At 38.7% G+C, this 16,334-nt stretch carries 15 protein-coding genes; 5 read left to right on the forward strand and 10 right to left on the reverse strand.

Annotation, left to right across the window (positions count from 1 at the left end; all coding sequences use genetic code 11):
- Positions 1–79: 79 nt before the first annotated feature.
- Positions 80–631 (forward strand): dUTP diphosphatase, encoded by a 552-nt coding sequence (dut, locus tag T420_RS0103575; RefSeq protein WP_013545504.1) that lies wholly within the window; start codon positions 80–82, stop codon positions 629–631.
- Positions 632–760: 129 nt separating this feature from the next.
- Here dut and T420_RS06920 read toward each other — a convergent pair whose 3' ends face one another.
- Positions 761–1,234, reverse strand: a complete 474-nt coding sequence (locus T420_RS06920) for a biopolymer transporter ExbD (protein WP_081475853.1) — start codon at positions 1,232–1,234, stop codon at positions 761–763.
- Entirely contained in the window at positions 1,215–2,036 is an 822-nt protein-coding gene (locus T420_RS0103585) for a MotA/TolQ/ExbB proton channel family protein (RefSeq protein ID WP_013545507.1), read from the reverse strand. The genes T420_RS06920 and T420_RS0103585 overlap by 20 nt, the downstream gene beginning before the upstream one ends.
- 470 nt (positions 2,037–2,506) lie before the next feature.
- Between T420_RS0103585 and T420_RS0103595 the strand changes: the two genes are divergently transcribed.
- Positions 2,507–2,833 (forward strand): ElaB/YgaM/YqjD family protein, encoded by a 327-nt coding sequence (locus T420_RS0103595; protein WP_013545508.1) that lies wholly within the window; start codon positions 2,507–2,509, stop codon positions 2,831–2,833.
- A gap of 3 nt (positions 2,834–2,836) precedes the next feature.
- Positions 2,837–3,274: a phage holin family protein gene (locus tag T420_RS0103600; protein ID WP_013545509.1), complete on the forward strand. Its 438-nt coding sequence runs from the start codon at positions 2,837–2,839 to the stop codon at positions 3,272–3,274.
- A 178-nt stretch (positions 3,275–3,452) separates the two neighbouring features.
- Here the strand turns inward: T420_RS0103600 and glmM are convergent, their stop codons facing one another.
- The 5 genes from glmM to T420_RS0103625 form a co-directional block, all read right to left on the reverse strand.
- A complete protein-coding gene (glmM, locus tag T420_RS0103605) occupies positions 3,453–4,820 on the reverse strand; it encodes a phosphoglucosamine mutase (protein ID WP_013545510.1) in 1,368 nt (455 codons plus the stop codon).
- Between the two features lie 415 nt (positions 4,821–5,235).
- The gene (ftsH, locus tag T420_RS0103610; RefSeq protein ID WP_013545511.1) at positions 5,236–7,317 is read right to left on the reverse strand and encodes an ATP-dependent zinc metalloprotease FtsH; all 2,082 of its coding nucleotides are present in this window, start codon (positions 7,315–7,317) and stop codon (positions 5,236–5,238) included.
- A gap of 161 nt (positions 7,318–7,478) precedes the next feature.
- Positions 7,479–8,924, reverse strand: coding sequence for a tRNA lysidine(34) synthetase TilS (gene tilS / locus T420_RS0103615; protein WP_013545512.1), 1,446 nt, complete (start codon positions 8,922–8,924; stop codon positions 7,479–7,481).
- Between the two features lie 532 nt (positions 8,925–9,456).
- Positions 9,457–9,975 (reverse strand): peptidoglycan-associated lipoprotein Pal, encoded by a 519-nt coding sequence (gene pal / locus T420_RS0103620; RefSeq protein WP_013545513.1) that lies wholly within the window; start codon positions 9,973–9,975, stop codon positions 9,457–9,459.
- A gap of 214 nt (positions 9,976–10,189) precedes the next feature.
- Complete coding sequence (locus T420_RS0103625; protein WP_026501146.1) at positions 10,190–10,879, reverse strand: DUF1013 domain-containing protein; 690 nt, start codon at positions 10,877–10,879, stop codon at positions 10,190–10,192.
- A gap of 320 nt (positions 10,880–11,199) precedes the next feature.
- Between T420_RS0103625 and T420_RS0103630 the strand changes: the two genes are divergently transcribed.
- Positions 11,200–11,946 carry a YebC/PmpR family DNA-binding transcriptional regulator gene (locus T420_RS0103630; protein ID WP_013545515.1) on the forward strand — a complete coding sequence of 249 codons (747 nt, stop codon included), beginning with the start codon at positions 11,200–11,202 and terminating at the stop codon, positions 11,944–11,946.
- A 400-nt stretch (positions 11,947–12,346) separates the two neighbouring features.
- Here T420_RS0103630 and rpmE read toward each other — a convergent pair whose 3' ends face one another.
- The gene (gene rpmE / locus T420_RS0103635) at positions 12,347–12,568 is read right to left on the reverse strand and encodes a 50S ribosomal protein L31 (RefSeq protein ID WP_013545516.1); all 222 of its coding nucleotides are present in this window, start codon (positions 12,566–12,568) and stop codon (positions 12,347–12,349) included.
- A 203-nt stretch (positions 12,569–12,771) separates the two neighbouring features.
- Here rpmE and T420_RS06925 point away from each other — a divergent pair, with 203 nt between their 5' ends.
- The gene (locus T420_RS06925; RefSeq protein ID WP_081475854.1) at positions 12,772–14,628 is read left to right on the forward strand and encodes an ABC transporter transmembrane domain-containing protein; all 1,857 of its coding nucleotides are present in this window, start codon (positions 12,772–12,774) and stop codon (positions 14,626–14,628) included.
- Positions 14,629–14,820: 192 nt separating this feature from the next.
- Here T420_RS06925 and T420_RS0103645 read toward each other — a convergent pair whose 3' ends face one another.
- Positions 14,821–15,612 carry an inositol monophosphatase family protein gene (locus T420_RS0103645; protein WP_013545518.1) on the reverse strand — a complete coding sequence of 264 codons (792 nt, stop codon included), beginning with the start codon at positions 15,610–15,612 and terminating at the stop codon, positions 14,821–14,823.
- 22 nt (positions 15,613–15,634) lie between these two features.
- Entirely contained in the window at positions 15,635–16,207 is a 573-nt protein-coding gene (efp, locus tag T420_RS0103650) for an elongation factor P (RefSeq protein ID WP_013545519.1), read from the reverse strand.
- Between the last annotated feature and the right edge of the window lie 127 nt (positions 16,208–16,334).

The raw sequence follows: 16,334 nt of genomic DNA on the forward strand, positions 1-16,334 counted from the left end.
ATAAAACTATATCCGCTTGTTTTGTAAAAAGGCTTTTGTTACGATACAGATTTGATTTATCTTTTGGAAATCTGCTGCTATGTCTTATTCTTCAAGCACTCCCCCTCTGACCTCTCAGAAAGATGCCTTTTCTCACCTTATACAAAAGCTCCCTTTACGAATTCAACGCCTTGTCCATGGACAAGGACTTGACCTTCCCCATTATGCAACAGTGGGTTCTGCAGGCCTTGACCTACGTGCTGCTCTTTCCCCAGAAGAAACTGTGAATCTCGCTCCAGGACAGCGAATTCTAATACCAACTGGTTTTATCTTTCATCTTCTTCCAGGCTATGAAGCACAAATCCGTCCACGGTCTGGCCTTGCTTTAAAGCATGGTATTACCTGCCTGAATACTCCTGGAACAATTGATAGTGATTACCGTGGTGAAGTTAAAGTTCTTCTGATCAATTTGGGGCAAGAAAATTTCCCCATTCACCGTGGGATGCGCATCGCACAAACGGTAATCGCCCCAGTTATCCAGGTTGATGTGTGTGAATTTGACCCCGATCAAGAAGATTCCCTTTCTGTTTCTTCTCAAAACGCTCCAAGTTCTCGCGGCACGGGAGGTTTTGGCTCAACAGGACAAGAATGATTCAATCACTCACCCTTCTTTTAGGGCAACAATATTTCTTCCACACGCCCAGAAACAAGCCGACGTACCTCATCACACTCCAGCCACAAGTTCCACACATCTTTGGCCATATCATACCCTAGAATATGTTTAGTCATCATCGTCGATAAAATCGCTTACCCTATTATCGTGAGAAATTGCTGCTTTGTGGAGTCCTACAAGACCAATTTTAGTATATCCAGCCATTCGAACTTGATTGAGTAGATCCACGACAGCTCCATAATCGATTTCGCTATCTGCCCGAATTAAAATCTTTGTCTCGAAATTACGTTGTGTTTGCTGCAATAACAGATCAACAAACTCTGTTTTGTTCGTTTGATTTTTTCCAATATAAAGAGTGTAATCTTTTTGTAAGGTAATATAGAGAGGTTTATCTGTTTGAGCAGCGATAGGAGTTTGAGTGAGAGTAGGTAGCTGAACGGGCAAAACCGACGTCGCCAAAGGTGCAGCAACCATAAAAACAATCAACAATACCAATATTACATCAATAAAAGGTGTTACATTGATCTCGCTATAGAGGCTCTCTTCATTGGTTTCCCAATTATCATAATGATCTGTTTTCATGGCTAATCTGATAGTTTTTATCCTGTTGTTGTCTATCGAATTCACGACTTACAAGCCTTTCAATCGCCGCTGCGATATCTGCTAAATCATTTCGATATCCATTAAGAACCCGTATAAAGCTATTATAGATAATAACAGCGGGGATTGCCACAAAAAGCCCAATAGCTGTTGCCAGCAAAGCTTCAGCGATTCCGGGTGCAACAACATCCAATCGTGTTGTTTGGGATTTTGCGATTCCAATAAAGGAATTCATAATCCCCCAAACGGTTGCAAAAAGGCCAACGAAGGGCGCCACAGAACCAATTGTCGCGAGAATAGCAGTTCCGCAAGCGATACGGCGCATTGCAGCCAACAAGCAGCGTGATAAAAGCGAATGCACGCGTTCTTTCACTCCATTTATACTGATACTTCCACAAGAAAAGATATCATAGGAAAAGGCTTCACATTGATTGTTGTTAGAATCATCGGATTTCACAAGTTGTGATGACAGACGTATTTCTTTCAGTGTTTCTTCCAGCAAAAAAACAGCAGTTCCTTTAATTTCTTTAAAGCTGGCAGCCAATCCTGCAAGTGTCTGAGCACTTTTTGTTAATTGAAGGGCGTGCCGTGCTTTGTATTTTGCGACAGTGAGTTCAACAATTTTAACAAAAGCAATGGTCCAAGAGAGGAGAGAAGTCAACAATAAGAATATAATGACAGCTTTCACAACCCAATCAGCAGCCATAAACATTGAAAAAGGAGAGAAGTCATGCATTGATACTGTAACAGTATCATTTTCTAAAGGAACTGTATGAGATGTCATTTTATATTTACAACCTTTATATTTAAATTTTCTATTTTCCCCCTTTATATTTCTTGACTATTCTTCATATCGCCTTTTTAAAAGGTATAAATTTGAAAAGAACAATTCATTAATTGCTTATACTTATGATTAATTTTTTTCATCATCAAGAAGATTTTTCCGGATATTGTTTATATTTCTTTTTTCTGCCTCATAAAGAAAATCTCGCATTATCAAAACCGATTGCATCAGTCCATTCATCGCAGAATATCTTTTTCTTGAAGAGTATTTCTCTGTAAGATTTCTCTTAAAAAAACCATCTCCCCCATTTTCCCCTTAGAATTATCCCTAGAAATATTATCATTCAATAGATCAGGGAACCAAGAAGGATTTTATAACGTTACAAAATCATGACTATTTAAAAAACCTTTATTTCAGTCAAATGATATCAATAATATGTATAATATAGGTCAATAGAAAGAATAATGACTATGGCAAATAATAAAACGAACAACAAAACAGAAACAGAAACAGAAAAAAACTTAAAAAAACAGTTGGAGCAATTACGCAATGAAGTTACAAGCATCACCTCAACTCTGAGTGACTTTAGTTCCAACAAAATGAACGAAGCGAAAAACAAAGCCGAACAATTTTACAGTTCAGCAAAAGAAAATGGTGAAGAACTCTTATTGCAAGCAAAAAGCAAATATAATAATTTAGAAAAAACTCTCAACCAACAGGTTCGTGATAATCCTGGTAAAGCTATTCTGATTGCGACAGGCATTGGTTTTATTCTTTCTCACTTGTTGCGTCGTTAACCAATGTATAAAGTGATCGCACCCCTTTTAAGCCATCTTGTTGGTGGAGGAATTCAAAATACTGTCAAGAAAATCCAGATCCAAACATTTTGCTATGGGATTATTGGAATTGCATTATTTATAGCCCTCATTCTTTTATGCGTCATAGGCTTTTTTGCATTATGTTTGGTGATGTCCCCTCTTGCAGCAGCGAGTATACTATTTTTTATTTGGCTTTTTGTCGCAGGTCTCAGCGCTGTTCTTTGTAAATTTTTAAAATCATACCACCATCAAGATCATCAGAAACAATGGGAAAAGAATCGTCATGAGCTTATAACAACTTCAGCCCTTTCCAGCCTTGCACTGTTGAACAAACATTTTCCTCTTGTTAAATTAGGCGGACCTATTCTCGGGTTTGTAACTTATTTTCTTTGGAAAAAAAATAAAAAAGACCATCCTTAAAATAGGGGTGTATCCTCCTACCCCCTAAACTGTTTGCTCTTCACCCAAGACTCTCTTCGAGGAAAACCCTCTTTTTCCGCCTCTTATCTTATAGAGATCTCCCCCACCTCTCATATAAATTTATAGAATCACGCACAAGACTTTACCGCGAATAAACACTACAAAGTGCACCGTTTTCTCAAAAGTTTTCAACTCTTTTAGTGCTGTCATGCTGCACAAGGACATCACTAATCTCTGCAACAATCTCTTCAATTACTTTTTGATCATCACCTTCAACCATTATTCGAATTAATGGCTCAGTTCCAGAAGGACGAATAACTAACCGTCCTTCTTTTCCTAAACGTTTCTGTGCATGATCGATCGCAGTTTTGACCTTAGATTTCTGCAATATATTTTTATCTTTAATCGCTATATTTTTCAAAACTTGTGGCACAACTTCAAAACGCTGACATAAGTAACTCATAGAGTACTGATTTTCCTGCATACAAGCGAGAATTTGCAAGGCAGCCACCAATCCATCACCGGTTGTTCCAAAATCACTTAAGACAATATGCCCAGAGGACTCCCCACCCACATTGTATCCTTTTTGCCGCATAGCATCCACAACGTAACGATCCCCCACATTTGTGCGAATGAGATCCAACCCTTTGCTGTTTAAAAAACGCTCAAGCCCAAGGTTTGACATAATAGTTGTGACAACCCCCTTGCTTCGTAAGCGTTCTGTCTTATACCAATGCTCAGCAATAACAGCAATGATTTGATCCCCATCGATGGTTTGGGCTTTTTCATCAACCATGAGCACCCGATCACCATCACCATCAAGAGCAATACCGACATCGGCACGCACTTCATGCACCTTTCTTTTTAAAGATGTGAGATCAGTTGATCCGCATTTCTGGTTAATATTAAGACCCATCGGCTCATTATTGATCGCAAAAACTTCTGCTCCTAATTCCCATAATGCGCGTGGCGCTGCTTTATAAGTAGCGCCATTGGCACAGTCCACCACGATACGCAAAGAATCCAAACGCACATCACGTGGCAAAGTTCGTTTGGCATATTCGATATAGCGATAAATATCCCCTTCCACACGTTTAGCACGACCGATTTCAGCAGGTTCTGCTAAAGAATGTGAAAGATCCGTCTCGATTAATTGTTCAATTTTGTTTTCTATTTCATCAGAAAGTTTAAAGCCATCGGGACCAAAAAGTTTAATACCATTGTCATAAAAGGGATTATGAGAAGCGGAAATCATCACACCCAAATCAGCACGTAATGAACGACATAACATAGCCACAGCAGGGGTTGGAACAGGTCCTAATAAGAAAGCATCCATTCCAGCAGCAGTTAGTCCTGAAACCAAAGCATTTTCCAGCATATAACCAGATAAACGTGTATCTTTCCCAATGACCACACGATGTGACTGTTCTTTTGTGCGAAATAAAACCCCTACTGCCATTCCTATTTTCATGGCAAAATCTGGTGTCATAGGAAAAAAATTGGCTCTCCCTCGAATTCCATCTGTACCGAAATATTTCCGTGCCATTTTTTTTCCTTTTCATATTACATATATTTTTCTTGCAGCTCGTGCATACTGCCGCATACTGCAATTTTTTATGTTTTTATTGCTTTTTTTAAAAATAAGAGGAAAATCTCTTATCAAGCAAACTCTTTCCCATCTTATGAGGATAGAGGATCATCAACAGTCTAGCCCCTCAAGAGTTCCATGCTCTCCGTGAACATTTTTATCTCTAGAAAATCAATTTTCTTTCCAGCCTTTTTTGTACCACCTTTGCTAGGTCCTTTTTTGCATCAGCTTTTTTCTAACCGATTTCTTAAACCCAACCTCGCGCCTTTTGTTCTCCTTAATCAATATCCTTGCTGCCTTTATAATACCCTAAAGGGTTTTAGCAGACCTTTGTGATTATGATGCACGTGGCTTTCATTATGATGTATTTTGGTTAAACATCATCAGCAGAAGTTTGTTTTTTCTTTTGTTTAGAAGCACTAAACCTTTCTGCAGTTTTTTCTTTATTTGCAGAGACATTCCCTGTTTGAGCTTTATCAGATTTATTTGTCTCAGCTTTATTTTTTTTGCTCCGCGATTTCTTTTCAGTATCATTAGATTCCAGTTTGTAATTCTCTTTAAAATCGACGGTATCTTGTCTTCCTTTTTTCCCTATTTTAGGAACAACGGAAGTTCGTGGATTGTCATTTTCACTTCTTAATGTCCGTGCAGGAGCCTTTCCTTTGATGATATCCTTAATCTCTGCTCCTGTTAATGTTTCATATTCTAACAAGCCTTGAGCAAGGGCCCACCACTGTTTCTTTTTTTCTTTCAAAATTTTTGTAGCAGTTTTATAGGCATTATCAATCAGCTTACGCACTTCAGCATCGATCATACGAGCTGTTTCTTCAGAGATATTTTGTGTTCTTGCTACCGAGTGACCTAAAAAGACCTCATCTTGATTATCGCCATAAGCGACATTTCCGAGAATATCGGAAAATCCCCATCGTGTAATCATTGCGCGAGCTAATTTTGTTGCTTGTTCAATATCAGACGCTGCTCCAGAGGTGATATTTTCTTTTCCAAATTTCAATTCTTCGGCGACTCTTCCTCCCATCATGATAGCCAAACGTGAAATCATCCACCGATAACTCATAGAATAGCGATCTCCTTCTGGCAACTGCATAACCATACCAAGAGCTCTTCCCCTCGGCACGATTGTTGCTTTATGGACAGGGTCAGCAACTGGAACGCTCAAAGCCACAATAGCATGTCCTGCTTCGTGATAGGCTGTAAGTTCTTTTTCCTCTTGTGTCATAGCGGTTGAACGACGTTCAGCTCCCATCATCACCTTATCTTTGGCGTCTTCGAACTCTTTCATTGTAACCACTCTTTTATTGCGGCTTGCAGCCATTAAAGCGGCTTCATTGACGAGGTTCATCAGATCAGCTCCAGAAAATCCTGGTGTTCCCCTTGCCAATATTTTCAGATCGACATTAGGAGCCAATGGCACATTCCGCACATGAACTTTTAAAATTTGCTCTCGTCCAGATACATCCGGATTTGGGACAACCACTTGTCGATCGAAACGTCCAGGCCTTAACAAAGCGGGATCAAGCACATCGGGACGATTTGTTGCAGCAATTAAAATAATGCTTTCATTGGGTTCAAATCCATCCATTTCAACCAGCAGCTGATTTAATGTTTGTTCGCGTTCATCATTTCCGCCACCCAATCCTGCACCACGATGACGCCCTACAGCATCAATTTCATCGATAAAGATAATACAAGGTGCGTTTTTTTTCGCTTGTTCGAACATATCACGAACACGACTTGCTCCAACCCCGACAAACATTTCCACAAAATCGGACCCTGAAATGGTAAAAAAGGGCACATTGGCTTCCCCTGCCACAGAACGTGCGAGCAAAGTTTTCCCTGTTCCTGGAGGTCCTACAAGCAGAACACCGCGTGGGATACGCCCACCCAAGCGCTGAAATTTTTGTGGTTCTCGCAAGAAATCAACAATTTCTTGTAAATCCTGCTTTGCCTCTTCAACACCGGCAACATCTTGAAAGGTGACCCTTCCATGTGCTTCTGTCAGCAATTTTGCTTTTGATTTCCCAAAGCCCATGGCACCGCGTGATCCATTTTGCATTTGTCGCATAAAGAAAATCCACGCCCCAACGATAATAATAACGGGAAGCAATGAAAATAATAAATTAAGAAAGATATTATTTCCGGAGCTTTCAGGAATAGCTTTAACATTGACTTTTTTGTTTTCCAATTTTTGCACCAATCCTGGATCTCTTGGTGCATAAGTTGAAATCACCCTCTGATCTGTAGTTTTCCCTACTAATTTTTGTCCTTGAATGGTTACGGCTTTAAGCTCACCATTCTCAACTTTCTGTAAAAACTCAGAATAGGATATTTCGCTATTTCCAGCACGCTGACTGTCTCCATTAAAAAGAGAAAATAACGCAATCAAAACGAAGGCAATGATCCCCCAAATCAAGAGGGAGCGATAATTGGAATTCATATTCAGCTCATTTATTTAAATAGAGATTCTTAAAAGTCGCATTCAACATATAATCTTGTTTCTCCCTTGCCAAGATATAAGAACTATTTATTATCTTTTAAAATGATTTTTCTTCATTTTTTTCCTTAAATCTTAAAATTTTCTACTCAATTTAAAATTTTCTACTCAATATTGAAGAAAGATCCTACAACATTGGCAATAGCGGCATCTTCTCGTGGCAACAACCAATTAAATGGTGCCATAATGCGTTTCATTATAATATTGCGTTGATAACAAAAATGATGTGTCAACTCTGGAATATCAACCCCTTTTTCATTAGAAATCATCACTAAGGATTGCAAAGACGGAAAATGTGGGGTTTCGACCTCACCTTTTCCTTGATCAAGATAATTTTTTAGATGGGTCAAATCCGCAGGCCTCACTCGTATAGCTTTTGTATCATAATTGCTAATTTGGTAGCGTCGATCCCATACAAAGGTTTCTCCTGGAGCGATGATTGCCTCTTGAATATGGCGTGTTTCACGCCACATAGCAATTCCTTTTTTGCTGGTCTCAATTACTGCTCCTGCTAAAGTAAAACGCTTTTTTTCTGGCTCTTGCAAACATAATTTCTGGTTTAGAGCAACCAATTTTTGAGAAGAGAGTAAATAAGAACTTCCCCCCATTAAAACAACGAAAAGCCCAACGACAAAAGGGAAAGCATGATGTTGGTGTAAAAAGACAGGAGGTTTTCCAATAAAACAGCGCCCATGCTCCACAGCGATGTCCAAAGCTAAGATTAAATCTGCAACCTTTTGCGCTTGCATCCGACGTTTTAATGCCGCTTTATTAACCTTTTTAGCGATTTCAGAAAGATTTTTTTGACGAAGAAAATGGCGCACGCGCACACGTTCAAACCTTAAATCCTCATTTGTTGGATCATCAATCCATGTTGATCCCTGAAAAGATAAATAAGCACGAAGCGTTTGACGCCTAACCCCAAGTAACGGCCGAATCAAGCGCACTTGACCATGCAACAATGCCTCCCTTGGAATACAAGATAAACCACGCTCATATCCTTCCTCTGCCTTTTTTATCGATATTTCTTGGTCATTTTCTTTCAATATCTCGGTTATTCCATTCTCAGAGCTTCTCTCTTTCAATGACTTCTCCAAAGTTTCTGATTGAGCACCCTCTGTTTTTTTTTGACTGCGTTGAACACGCATTTGATAGGTTTCAGCCTGATCATTCAGTGTATGTCCTGTCATAATCAGTGTTGCACCGTGTTTTTGGGCTTCTTTGAAAAGTAAATCATATCGCGCAATCCGGGCTTTTTCGCTTATTTTTGTTTCTGGTTTTTTTCCTTCCCACCGCACAATAATATGTTTGATCTGATAAGCGTGGCAAATTTTTGCAACACTTTCCGCTTCATGCGCTGATTCCTCGCGCAATTGATGATCAATTGTCACAACAATCACTTCTGGAGCAATAGGCAGTATTTTTAAATGCTCTTGCACTAAAAACAATAAAGCTAACGAATCGCTCCCTCCAGAAACTGCTAAGATCAATTTCTGACAATCAGAAAAGTCAGTTTTTTTAAAAAGATTTTTTGCTAATTTAACGGACACTGAAAATAACTTCACTCCTCTTCAAAGAAGCTTTAAAGCACTGACAAAATATTTCCAATATTTGAACCCGTTGTAACTAATCTCCAAATTACTCAAAACTTTGCTCTTTTACCAATAGTCACAACAAATTTGACGCACAAGGCATGATAAATAAAATAATGCTCTTTTTCTTGCTGAAAAAAGGTTATCTCTTTTCTCTTTTGTAATGCTCAAATGTATTCTGATACTTTGTACTTTAAATTAACATTTTTATTTTGAATAAGAGTACTCAATCTTTTTCCATTTGACGGAAACATGAGAAAAAGAAGCGCTGACAAAAATAGGAAAAAGAGGAGCACTTTTTTGAGAATTTTGTATAGAAGAAAGTAATATAAAGCACCTACAAGGGGAGAAAAACTATCTTGTCTTTCGTTACCCTTTGTTCTTCCTCTACATTTTATTTCTTCTTCACCTCTTATTCCTTATCGATACTTTATCTTTCTTTTATTAAAGTGTTCACAGGTCCTTTTCAGACCTTTACGCTTCATGCCTTTTAATTATTCCCCATTGTATTAACAACCAAAACGGCACGCCGATTTTGGTTCCAACAAGAGATATCATCACAGAGAGCTACGGGTCTTTCTTTTCCGTAAGAAATCGTTTTCATCCGCTGGGAAGAAACGCCCAAAGAAATGAGATGATCACGAACTGCAACAGCACGGCGTTGTCCAAGAGCTAAATTGTATTCGCGCGTTCCACGTTCATCGGCATGACCTTCAATTGTAACGAAATAATGCGGATAACGGAGTAACCATTCTGCTTGACGAGCTAAAATATATTCGGCATCCAATTCAATAGAAGAAGAATTCAAACTAAAGAAAACACGATCTCCGACATTGACTGTAAAGTCTTGTGATGAACCTGCCTGTACATTATTCAACCCAGAACCATTTAGAGAGGAATTCATACGATTTGTCGCATCAATATTTTTTTTGCCACAACCAACCAAAGCTAACAATACACAAAAGACCACCACAAGTGGATAACGAATAATGTTTCTAAGAGAGTTCATAAACTTGTTCTCCTTATTTTCGGCATCATCATGAATCATGCCTTATTTTTAATATTCTTTCCGAAAATAAAATCTTAATTTCTTTTATTTTCTCTTTGTTTATCCCCCGGTATCTCTTTTTCAATGGATCTTCGCCTCATTTCACTTTTAAGTATCGCTCTCTCTCTCAACTTATCTAAGATTTTTGTTCTCGCCTCTACCGCTCTGCGAATTTTTATTCCTCCTCCTGAGATTTTTTTTGAAGAGCATTGAGGTTAGCAAACACAGTATCAGCATCGAGATTTTTTTCGAAAGTTTTTTCAAACTCCATCTTATCGAAATTGACATTTTCTGTTACCGATGTAGGGAGGAGAGTCTGATCCCCTTCTACAGAAAGAGGAAGATTTTTTGCTGCTCGTTGCAATTCAAAATCTAAATCAATTTGCGAACAGAGCCCCAACCCTACAGGATCGAGAGGAACCAAATTATTACTGTTCCAATGTGTTCTATGACGAATTTGTTCAATAGTACTCTTTGTTGTCCCAATCAATCGTGCGATTTGCACATCTTTTAATTCAGGATGGTTCAGCACTAACCATAAGATACCATTTGGACGATCTTGCCGTCGAGACAAAGGAATATAGCGTGCACCTTTGCGTTTAGTTTGAGGAATCCTCACTTTTGATTCAGATATTTTTAAGCGTGCATTTGCATCTGCTTCGACACGTGCAATCTCGCTACGTGTTAACTGCCCCGAACTAATAGGATTCAGTCCTCTAATTCCTTGTGCTGCTTCACCATCAGCAATTGCTTTGACTTCCAACACATGCAATTGACAAAACTCCGCAATCTGATCAAAAGAAAGCGCTGTATTATCCACTAACCACACAGCTGTTGCTTTGGGCATCAAAAGTTGTGTTGACATATTTATTATATCCTTTTATCGGCCTCTTTTTGAGGCAAGTTACTGCCCATTTTGGAACTTTGGAGTGCTATGATTTTCCATCATAGAGGATTTTATTCACTCCTTCCAACAATAAGTTACGTATTACCATGAAATAATGATCTTTATAACCTGATTTTTGACCCACGACAAGAGATCTCTCTTATAGTGTGTGACGAGAATGTCTTTACCTTTGAGGAGAATTTTCTTATAAAGATTTTCTTCATTTGCTTTATCCTTTTTTACGGTACCTTTGTCCCACGAAAAAGGAGCGTTTGATCACCCAAACAAAAAGGTAAGCCATGGCAGGGCATTCACAATTTAAAAATATTATGCATCGCAAAGGACGTCAAGATGCAATGCGTTCGAAAATATTCTCCAAACTTGCACGTGAAATTACGGTTGCAGCCAAACAGGGCTCTCCTGATCCGACAATGAATCCGCGTTTAAGACTCGCGGTTCAAAATGCAAAAGCACAATCAATGCCGAAAGATAATATTGAACGAGCGATTAAAAAAGCCTCAGGTGGTGATGTCGAAAACTACGATGAAGTACGCTATGAAGGATATGGCCCTGGTGGGGTAGCCGTTATTGTTGAAGCCTTAACCGATAATCGAAATCGTACTGCTTCAAATGTCCGTGCTGCTTTTACAAAATCAGGAGGCGCTTTAGGGGAAACAGGTTCCGTTAGTTTTATGTTTAATCGCATTGGTGAGATTATCTATAAATCTGAAGCTGGCACTCCTGACACCATTATGGACGCAGCAATTGAAGCAGGCGCTGAAGATGTACAATCTGAAGAAATGGGCCATCATATTTTTTGTGCCTTTGAAGATATTGGTGAGGTTTCAAAAATCCTTGAAACTACACTTGGCGAAGCAGAATCGATCAAAACCATTTGGAAAGCGATAACCTTAGCACCAATTGATGAAGAAAAAGCGCTTTCTGTTTTACGTCTGATTGCAACCTTAGAAGAAGATGATGATGTGCAGAACGTTTATGCCAATTTTGATGTAAGTGATGAAATTTTAGCAAAATTGTCAGCTTAATTCTTTATTTACAGAAAGAGGAAAAACACAAAAAGAAATTTTGCTATTAAGACGGAAGCTTGTTTGATCTCTTCATTAATATTAATTAAAGAGCCTTTAATTTAATATCCTGAAAACGGCATTATTTTTTAACATCCGTTTTTTACAGGTTTTTATAGGCATCACTTTTATTCGATTGAGCCTCTTTTTTATTTTTGAATTTCTTCAAAGATTTTCTTTAAAGATCCTCTATGCTTTTTTATCATAGAGCTTACGAACTTTCCATCATAGCCGCGCAACCTTGTTGACCAAGAATTAAATACCTACTCTTCTTTTCAAACAAGACCTGGACTTTCAAACAGAATCCGAATTCTCAAATAGGAGCTTTTGAAGGGTGAATATATTTTTATGATTTGAAATTTTAAAACCCAAGACCACCAAAGCGATTCTTAAACTTAGAAACGCGTCCACCACGATCGACCAATGTCTGCGACCCTCCAGTCCATGCTGGATGGCTTTTTGGATCAATATCCAAATTAAGGGTATCCCCTTCTTTCCCCCATGTTGAACGCGTCACATATCGGGTTCCATCAGTCATTACAACGTTAATCATGTGGTAATCAGGGTGAATATTGGGTTTCATACGACAAACTTTCTGTTTTCACGCAACGAAATAGCACCTTATAATTTTTATATATTTTTTAAGTGCGCTCTCTTTGTCTTTTTGTTACAATCGCTAAATTAAAATTTCAATAGCTGAGTGTGCATCAAAAAACAAGTATTCAAAATCAAAATGCTTGAATCTATGAAAATTTTATCATCAACTCAATAAAGACGCAAAACCCCATGAAATTCCTGAACCTCTCAGAAAAATCCAAAAAGCCTTTCGAAGCGAAACATTCTTTTTCTTCATTTTCCAGTTTTATTCCTTATATAAAGCGTTACAATTGCCTTATAATTTGCGCTTTTCTGTCTTTATTGGTTGCAGCTTGCGTCACTCTTGCTTTGCCTGTTGCTATTCGTCAAATGCTTGATCATGGTTTTTCCGATTCAAGCCACGGCAAGATTAATTTTTATTTTGGTATTTTATTTGTATTAGCCTTTATGCTTGCTCTAGCTTCAGCCATCCGTTACTATTGTGTCATAACATTGGGTGAACGATTCATTGCTGATTTACGGCGTGATGTTTTTCACCATATTCTGCAGCTTTCTCCTGATTTTTTTGATCATTCCCATTCAGGTGAAATTGTTTCACGTCTTTTAACGGATACAACCCAAATAAAATTAGCTGTAGGATCAACAGCCTCTACAGCATTGCGTCATCTTATTGTTGTGATTGGAGCCATTGTGATGATGGTTATCACAAACACAAAACTGTCATTATTGGTTTTGTTTTCCATTCCTCTTATTGCTATTCCCTTGATTATTTTTGGACGCAAAGTGCGCACACGCACACGTACAACACAAGACCGCCTAGCAGAAGCCAATGCTTTAGCCTCTGAACAAGTAAGCGCCATTCGCACGGTCCAAGCTTTTACTGCTGAACAAGATATTTCTACACGTTTTTCAACACTCATTGAACGTGTTTTTCAAACAGCCCGCACTTCTGTGATTCTTCGTTCGTGTTTCACTGGCTTTGCGATTTTTCTCGTTTTTAGTAGCGTTGTCGCAATTTTGTGGATTGGATCACAGGATGTTTTGCGTGACACCATGACAGGGGGAACTCTCGGCCAATTTGTTCTTTATGCGGTTTTTGCAGCAACAACTTTTGCGCAATTATCGGAAATTGGTGCAGAATTAGTGCAAGCAGCGGGAGCAGCAGAACGTCTTGCTGAATTATTGCAAAAGAAACCCACCATTACAACGCCTGCATCTCCTTTATCACGTTCTCTTCCCATTCAAGGATCTCTTATTTTTGATCGAGTTCATTTCACCTACCCTTCCAGACCAGAAAAAAAAATTTTGCGCGATTTATCCTTTTCTATCAAAGCAGGAGAAACCGTTGCCTTCGTTGGCCCTTCGGGTGCAGGAAAAAGTACTCTTTTTTCCCTTATTCTTCGTTTTTATGATCCTACAAGTGGTCACATTCAGTTTGATGGCATTGACATTAACCGTCTTTCCCTTCATGATTTACGTTCTTCGATTTCCTACGTTCCTCAAGAAATCGATATTTTTGAAGGAACAGTTCGCGAAAATATAGCCTTTGGTGCTCACAATCCTCATCAAGAACAAATCATCGCTGCAGCCCAAGCCGCTAATGCATCTGAATTTATTGACTCCTTACCAGAGGGTTTTGAAACTCAAGTAGGAGAAGGGGGCATCATGCTTTCAGGGGGACAAAAACAGCGCATTGGTCTTGCGCGAGCGATCTTGAGAAATGCTCCTCTCCTGTTGTTAGATGAAGCAACATCAGCTTTAGATGCAACGAATGAAAAGCTGGTGCAAAAAGCTTTAGAAGGCCTCATGAAAAATCGCACAACCCTGGTCATTGCTCATCGTTTAGCAACGGTGTTAAAAGCAGATCGTATTCTTGTAATAGATCAAGGCTCTATTGTTGAAGAAGGAACCCATACACAACTCATTGAGCAAAATGGAATTTATGCGCGTTTAGCTAAACTCCAATTTTCACCTGAACAAACCTCACAAAAAATTGAACCAAATGGACCTCATAAAAATAAAAAAAGAAGATCCTCGAAAAAATAAGCCTAAAGCCTCAAAAACGTGAAGAATATGGAACTATTGATTTTCGCTTCCCAGTCAAACACCTTGATCGAAAATTAAATGAAGAAAGCAAACCACTTGTATCCCTTTCACCAAGAACTTACTTTTACAAGAGCCTTACTTCTGTTTTCTCTGTACACAACTGTCTTCCTCCAGAAAAATCCACGTTTTAAATCAAACTTCTTTTTTGAGAATTTTTTTTAATTCAGCATGAATAACCTCATTACCAGCAACGATATTTTTTTTCCCAAAAATATCCTGTTCTCCATCTTTATCGCTTATAAATCCGCCTGCTTCACGAACCATCAAGAGTCCAGCAGCCATATCCCAAATTTGGAGATTATCTTCCCAAAAACCATCAACCCTTCCAGCAGCCACATAAGCTAAATCAAGAGAAGCAGCTCCAAAACGGCGAATGCCAGAAACCTCAGCCATTACATTACGTAATTCCACCAAATAGTTTTCATGATTTGGGCGCCCCAAATGAGGTAATCCTGTAGCAATGATGCAATGTTCCAATTTGCGCCGTACTGCCACACGACAACGCCGATCATTGAGGAAAGCCCCACACCCCCGTTCAGCAGTAAAGAGCTCATCAAGAATAGGATTATAAATAACACCTGCAACGATCTGTCCTTGACGTTCTAAGGCGATCGAAACAGCAAAAAAAGGAAGACCATGCAAAAAATTTATTGTTCCATCCAGAGGGTCAACAATAAAACGATGTTGCGAATCTTCTCCGATGATTTCCTGAGACTCTTCCATCAGAAACCCAAATTTGGGTCGTGCTTTGCTCAACTCATTAAAAATAATTTTCTCAGCTTTGCAATCTGCTTGACTTACATAATCGGCAGGCCCTTTTAAAGACACTTGTAGATTTTGAACTTCACCATAATCACGCACCAAAGAACGGCCTGCTTTTATAGCGGCCTGCACCATAATATGCATGATTGCAGAATGAGCCATCTTTTTAACCTTTTATTTTTTCTTACCCCTTTTCACTTGCACGACGCAAATAAATCAACTCATTGGTATCCACGACAATCCGCTCGCCTGAATTAATGAAAGGAGGAACAAGAATGCGAATTCCATTTTCAAGAATGGCAGGTTTATAAGAAGAGGTGACTGTTTGCCCTTTGATTGCCGGATCAGCTTCAGAAATGGTTACAGTAACTTGATCAGGCAAAGATACCCCAATTGGTTTTTCTTGATAGAGCTCAACAGTCACAGTCATGCCATCTTTTAAGAAAGCAGCACGATCACCCACGAAATCTTTTTGCAATTCGAGCTGTTCATAGGAAAGTGAATCCATAAAAACCAAAACATCCCCTTGCTGATAAAGGAAAGTAAAATCTTTTTGTTCAAGTCGTACTCTCTCAACAGTTTCAGCGGCACGAAATCGTTCATTCAGCTTTGTTCCATCGATCACATTTTTCATTTCAACCTGATTAAATGCGCCCCCTTTTCCTGGTTTAACGGCATTACATTTCACAACTGCCCATAAACCTCCTTGATGTTCAATCACATTTCCAGGTCGAATTTCATTTCCATTAATTTTCATTATTCATCTCCAATTTTACTTTTGCAGAGGAGACCTCTTATTTTATTTTTTGCAAAAAACTGTTGCATTATTAATTCATTCAGTATTTTACAAAATCATAAAACTTTAGGTTATTTGGTTTAAAGAC

It is taken from the genome of Bartonella clarridgeiae ATCC 51734, from assembly GCF_000518185.1.
Classification (GTDB): Bacteria; Pseudomonadota; Alphaproteobacteria; order Rhizobiales; family Rhizobiaceae; genus Bartonella; species Bartonella clarridgeiae.

Bases quoted from the DNA above. Each gene is read 5' to 3' on its own strand.
- dut (WP_013545504.1), top strand. From the start codon at position 80: ATGTCTTATTCTTCAAGCACTCCCCCTCTGACCTCTCAGAAAGATGCC.
- T420_RS06920 (WP_081475853.1), bottom strand. From the start codon at position 1,234: ATGAAAACAGATCATTATGATAATTGGGAAACCAATGAAGAGAGCCTC.
- T420_RS0103585 (WP_013545507.1), bottom strand. From the start codon at position 2,036: ATGACATCTCATACAGTTCCTTTAGAAAATGATACTGTTACAGTATCA.
- T420_RS0103595 (WP_013545508.1), top strand. From the start codon at position 2,507: ATGGCAAATAATAAAACGAACAACAAAACAGAAACAGAAACAGAAAAA.
- T420_RS0103600 (WP_013545509.1), top strand. From the start codon at position 2,837: ATGTATAAAGTGATCGCACCCCTTTTAAGCCATCTTGTTGGTGGAGGA.
- glmM (WP_013545510.1), bottom strand. From the start codon at position 4,820: ATGGCACGGAAATATTTCGGTACAGATGGAATTCGAGGGAGAGCCAAT.
- ftsH (WP_013545511.1), bottom strand. From the start codon at position 7,317: ATGAATTCCAATTATCGCTCCCTCTTGATTTGGGGGATCATTGCCTTC.
- pal (WP_013545513.1), bottom strand. From the start codon at position 9,975: ATGAACTCTCTTAGAAACATTATTCGTTATCCACTTGTGGTGGTCTTT.
- T420_RS0103625 (WP_026501146.1), bottom strand. From the start codon at position 10,879: ATGTCAACACAACTTTTGATGCCCAAAGCAACAGCTGTGTGGTTAGTG.
- T420_RS0103630 (WP_013545515.1), top strand. From the start codon at position 11,200: ATGGCAGGGCATTCACAATTTAAAAATATTATGCATCGCAAAGGACGT.
- rpmE (WP_013545516.1), bottom strand. From the start codon at position 12,568: ATGAAACCCAATATTCACCCTGATTACCACATGATTAACGTTGTAATG.
- T420_RS06925 (WP_081475854.1), top strand. From the start codon at position 12,772: ATGAAATTCCTGAACCTCTCAGAAAAATCCAAAAAGCCTTTCGAAGCG.
- T420_RS0103645 (WP_013545518.1), bottom strand. From the start codon at position 15,612: ATGGCTCATTCTGCAATCATGCATATTATGGTGCAGGCCGCTATAAAA.
- efp (WP_013545519.1), bottom strand. From the start codon at position 16,207: ATGAAAATTAATGGAAATGAAATTCGACCTGGAAATGTGATTGAACAT.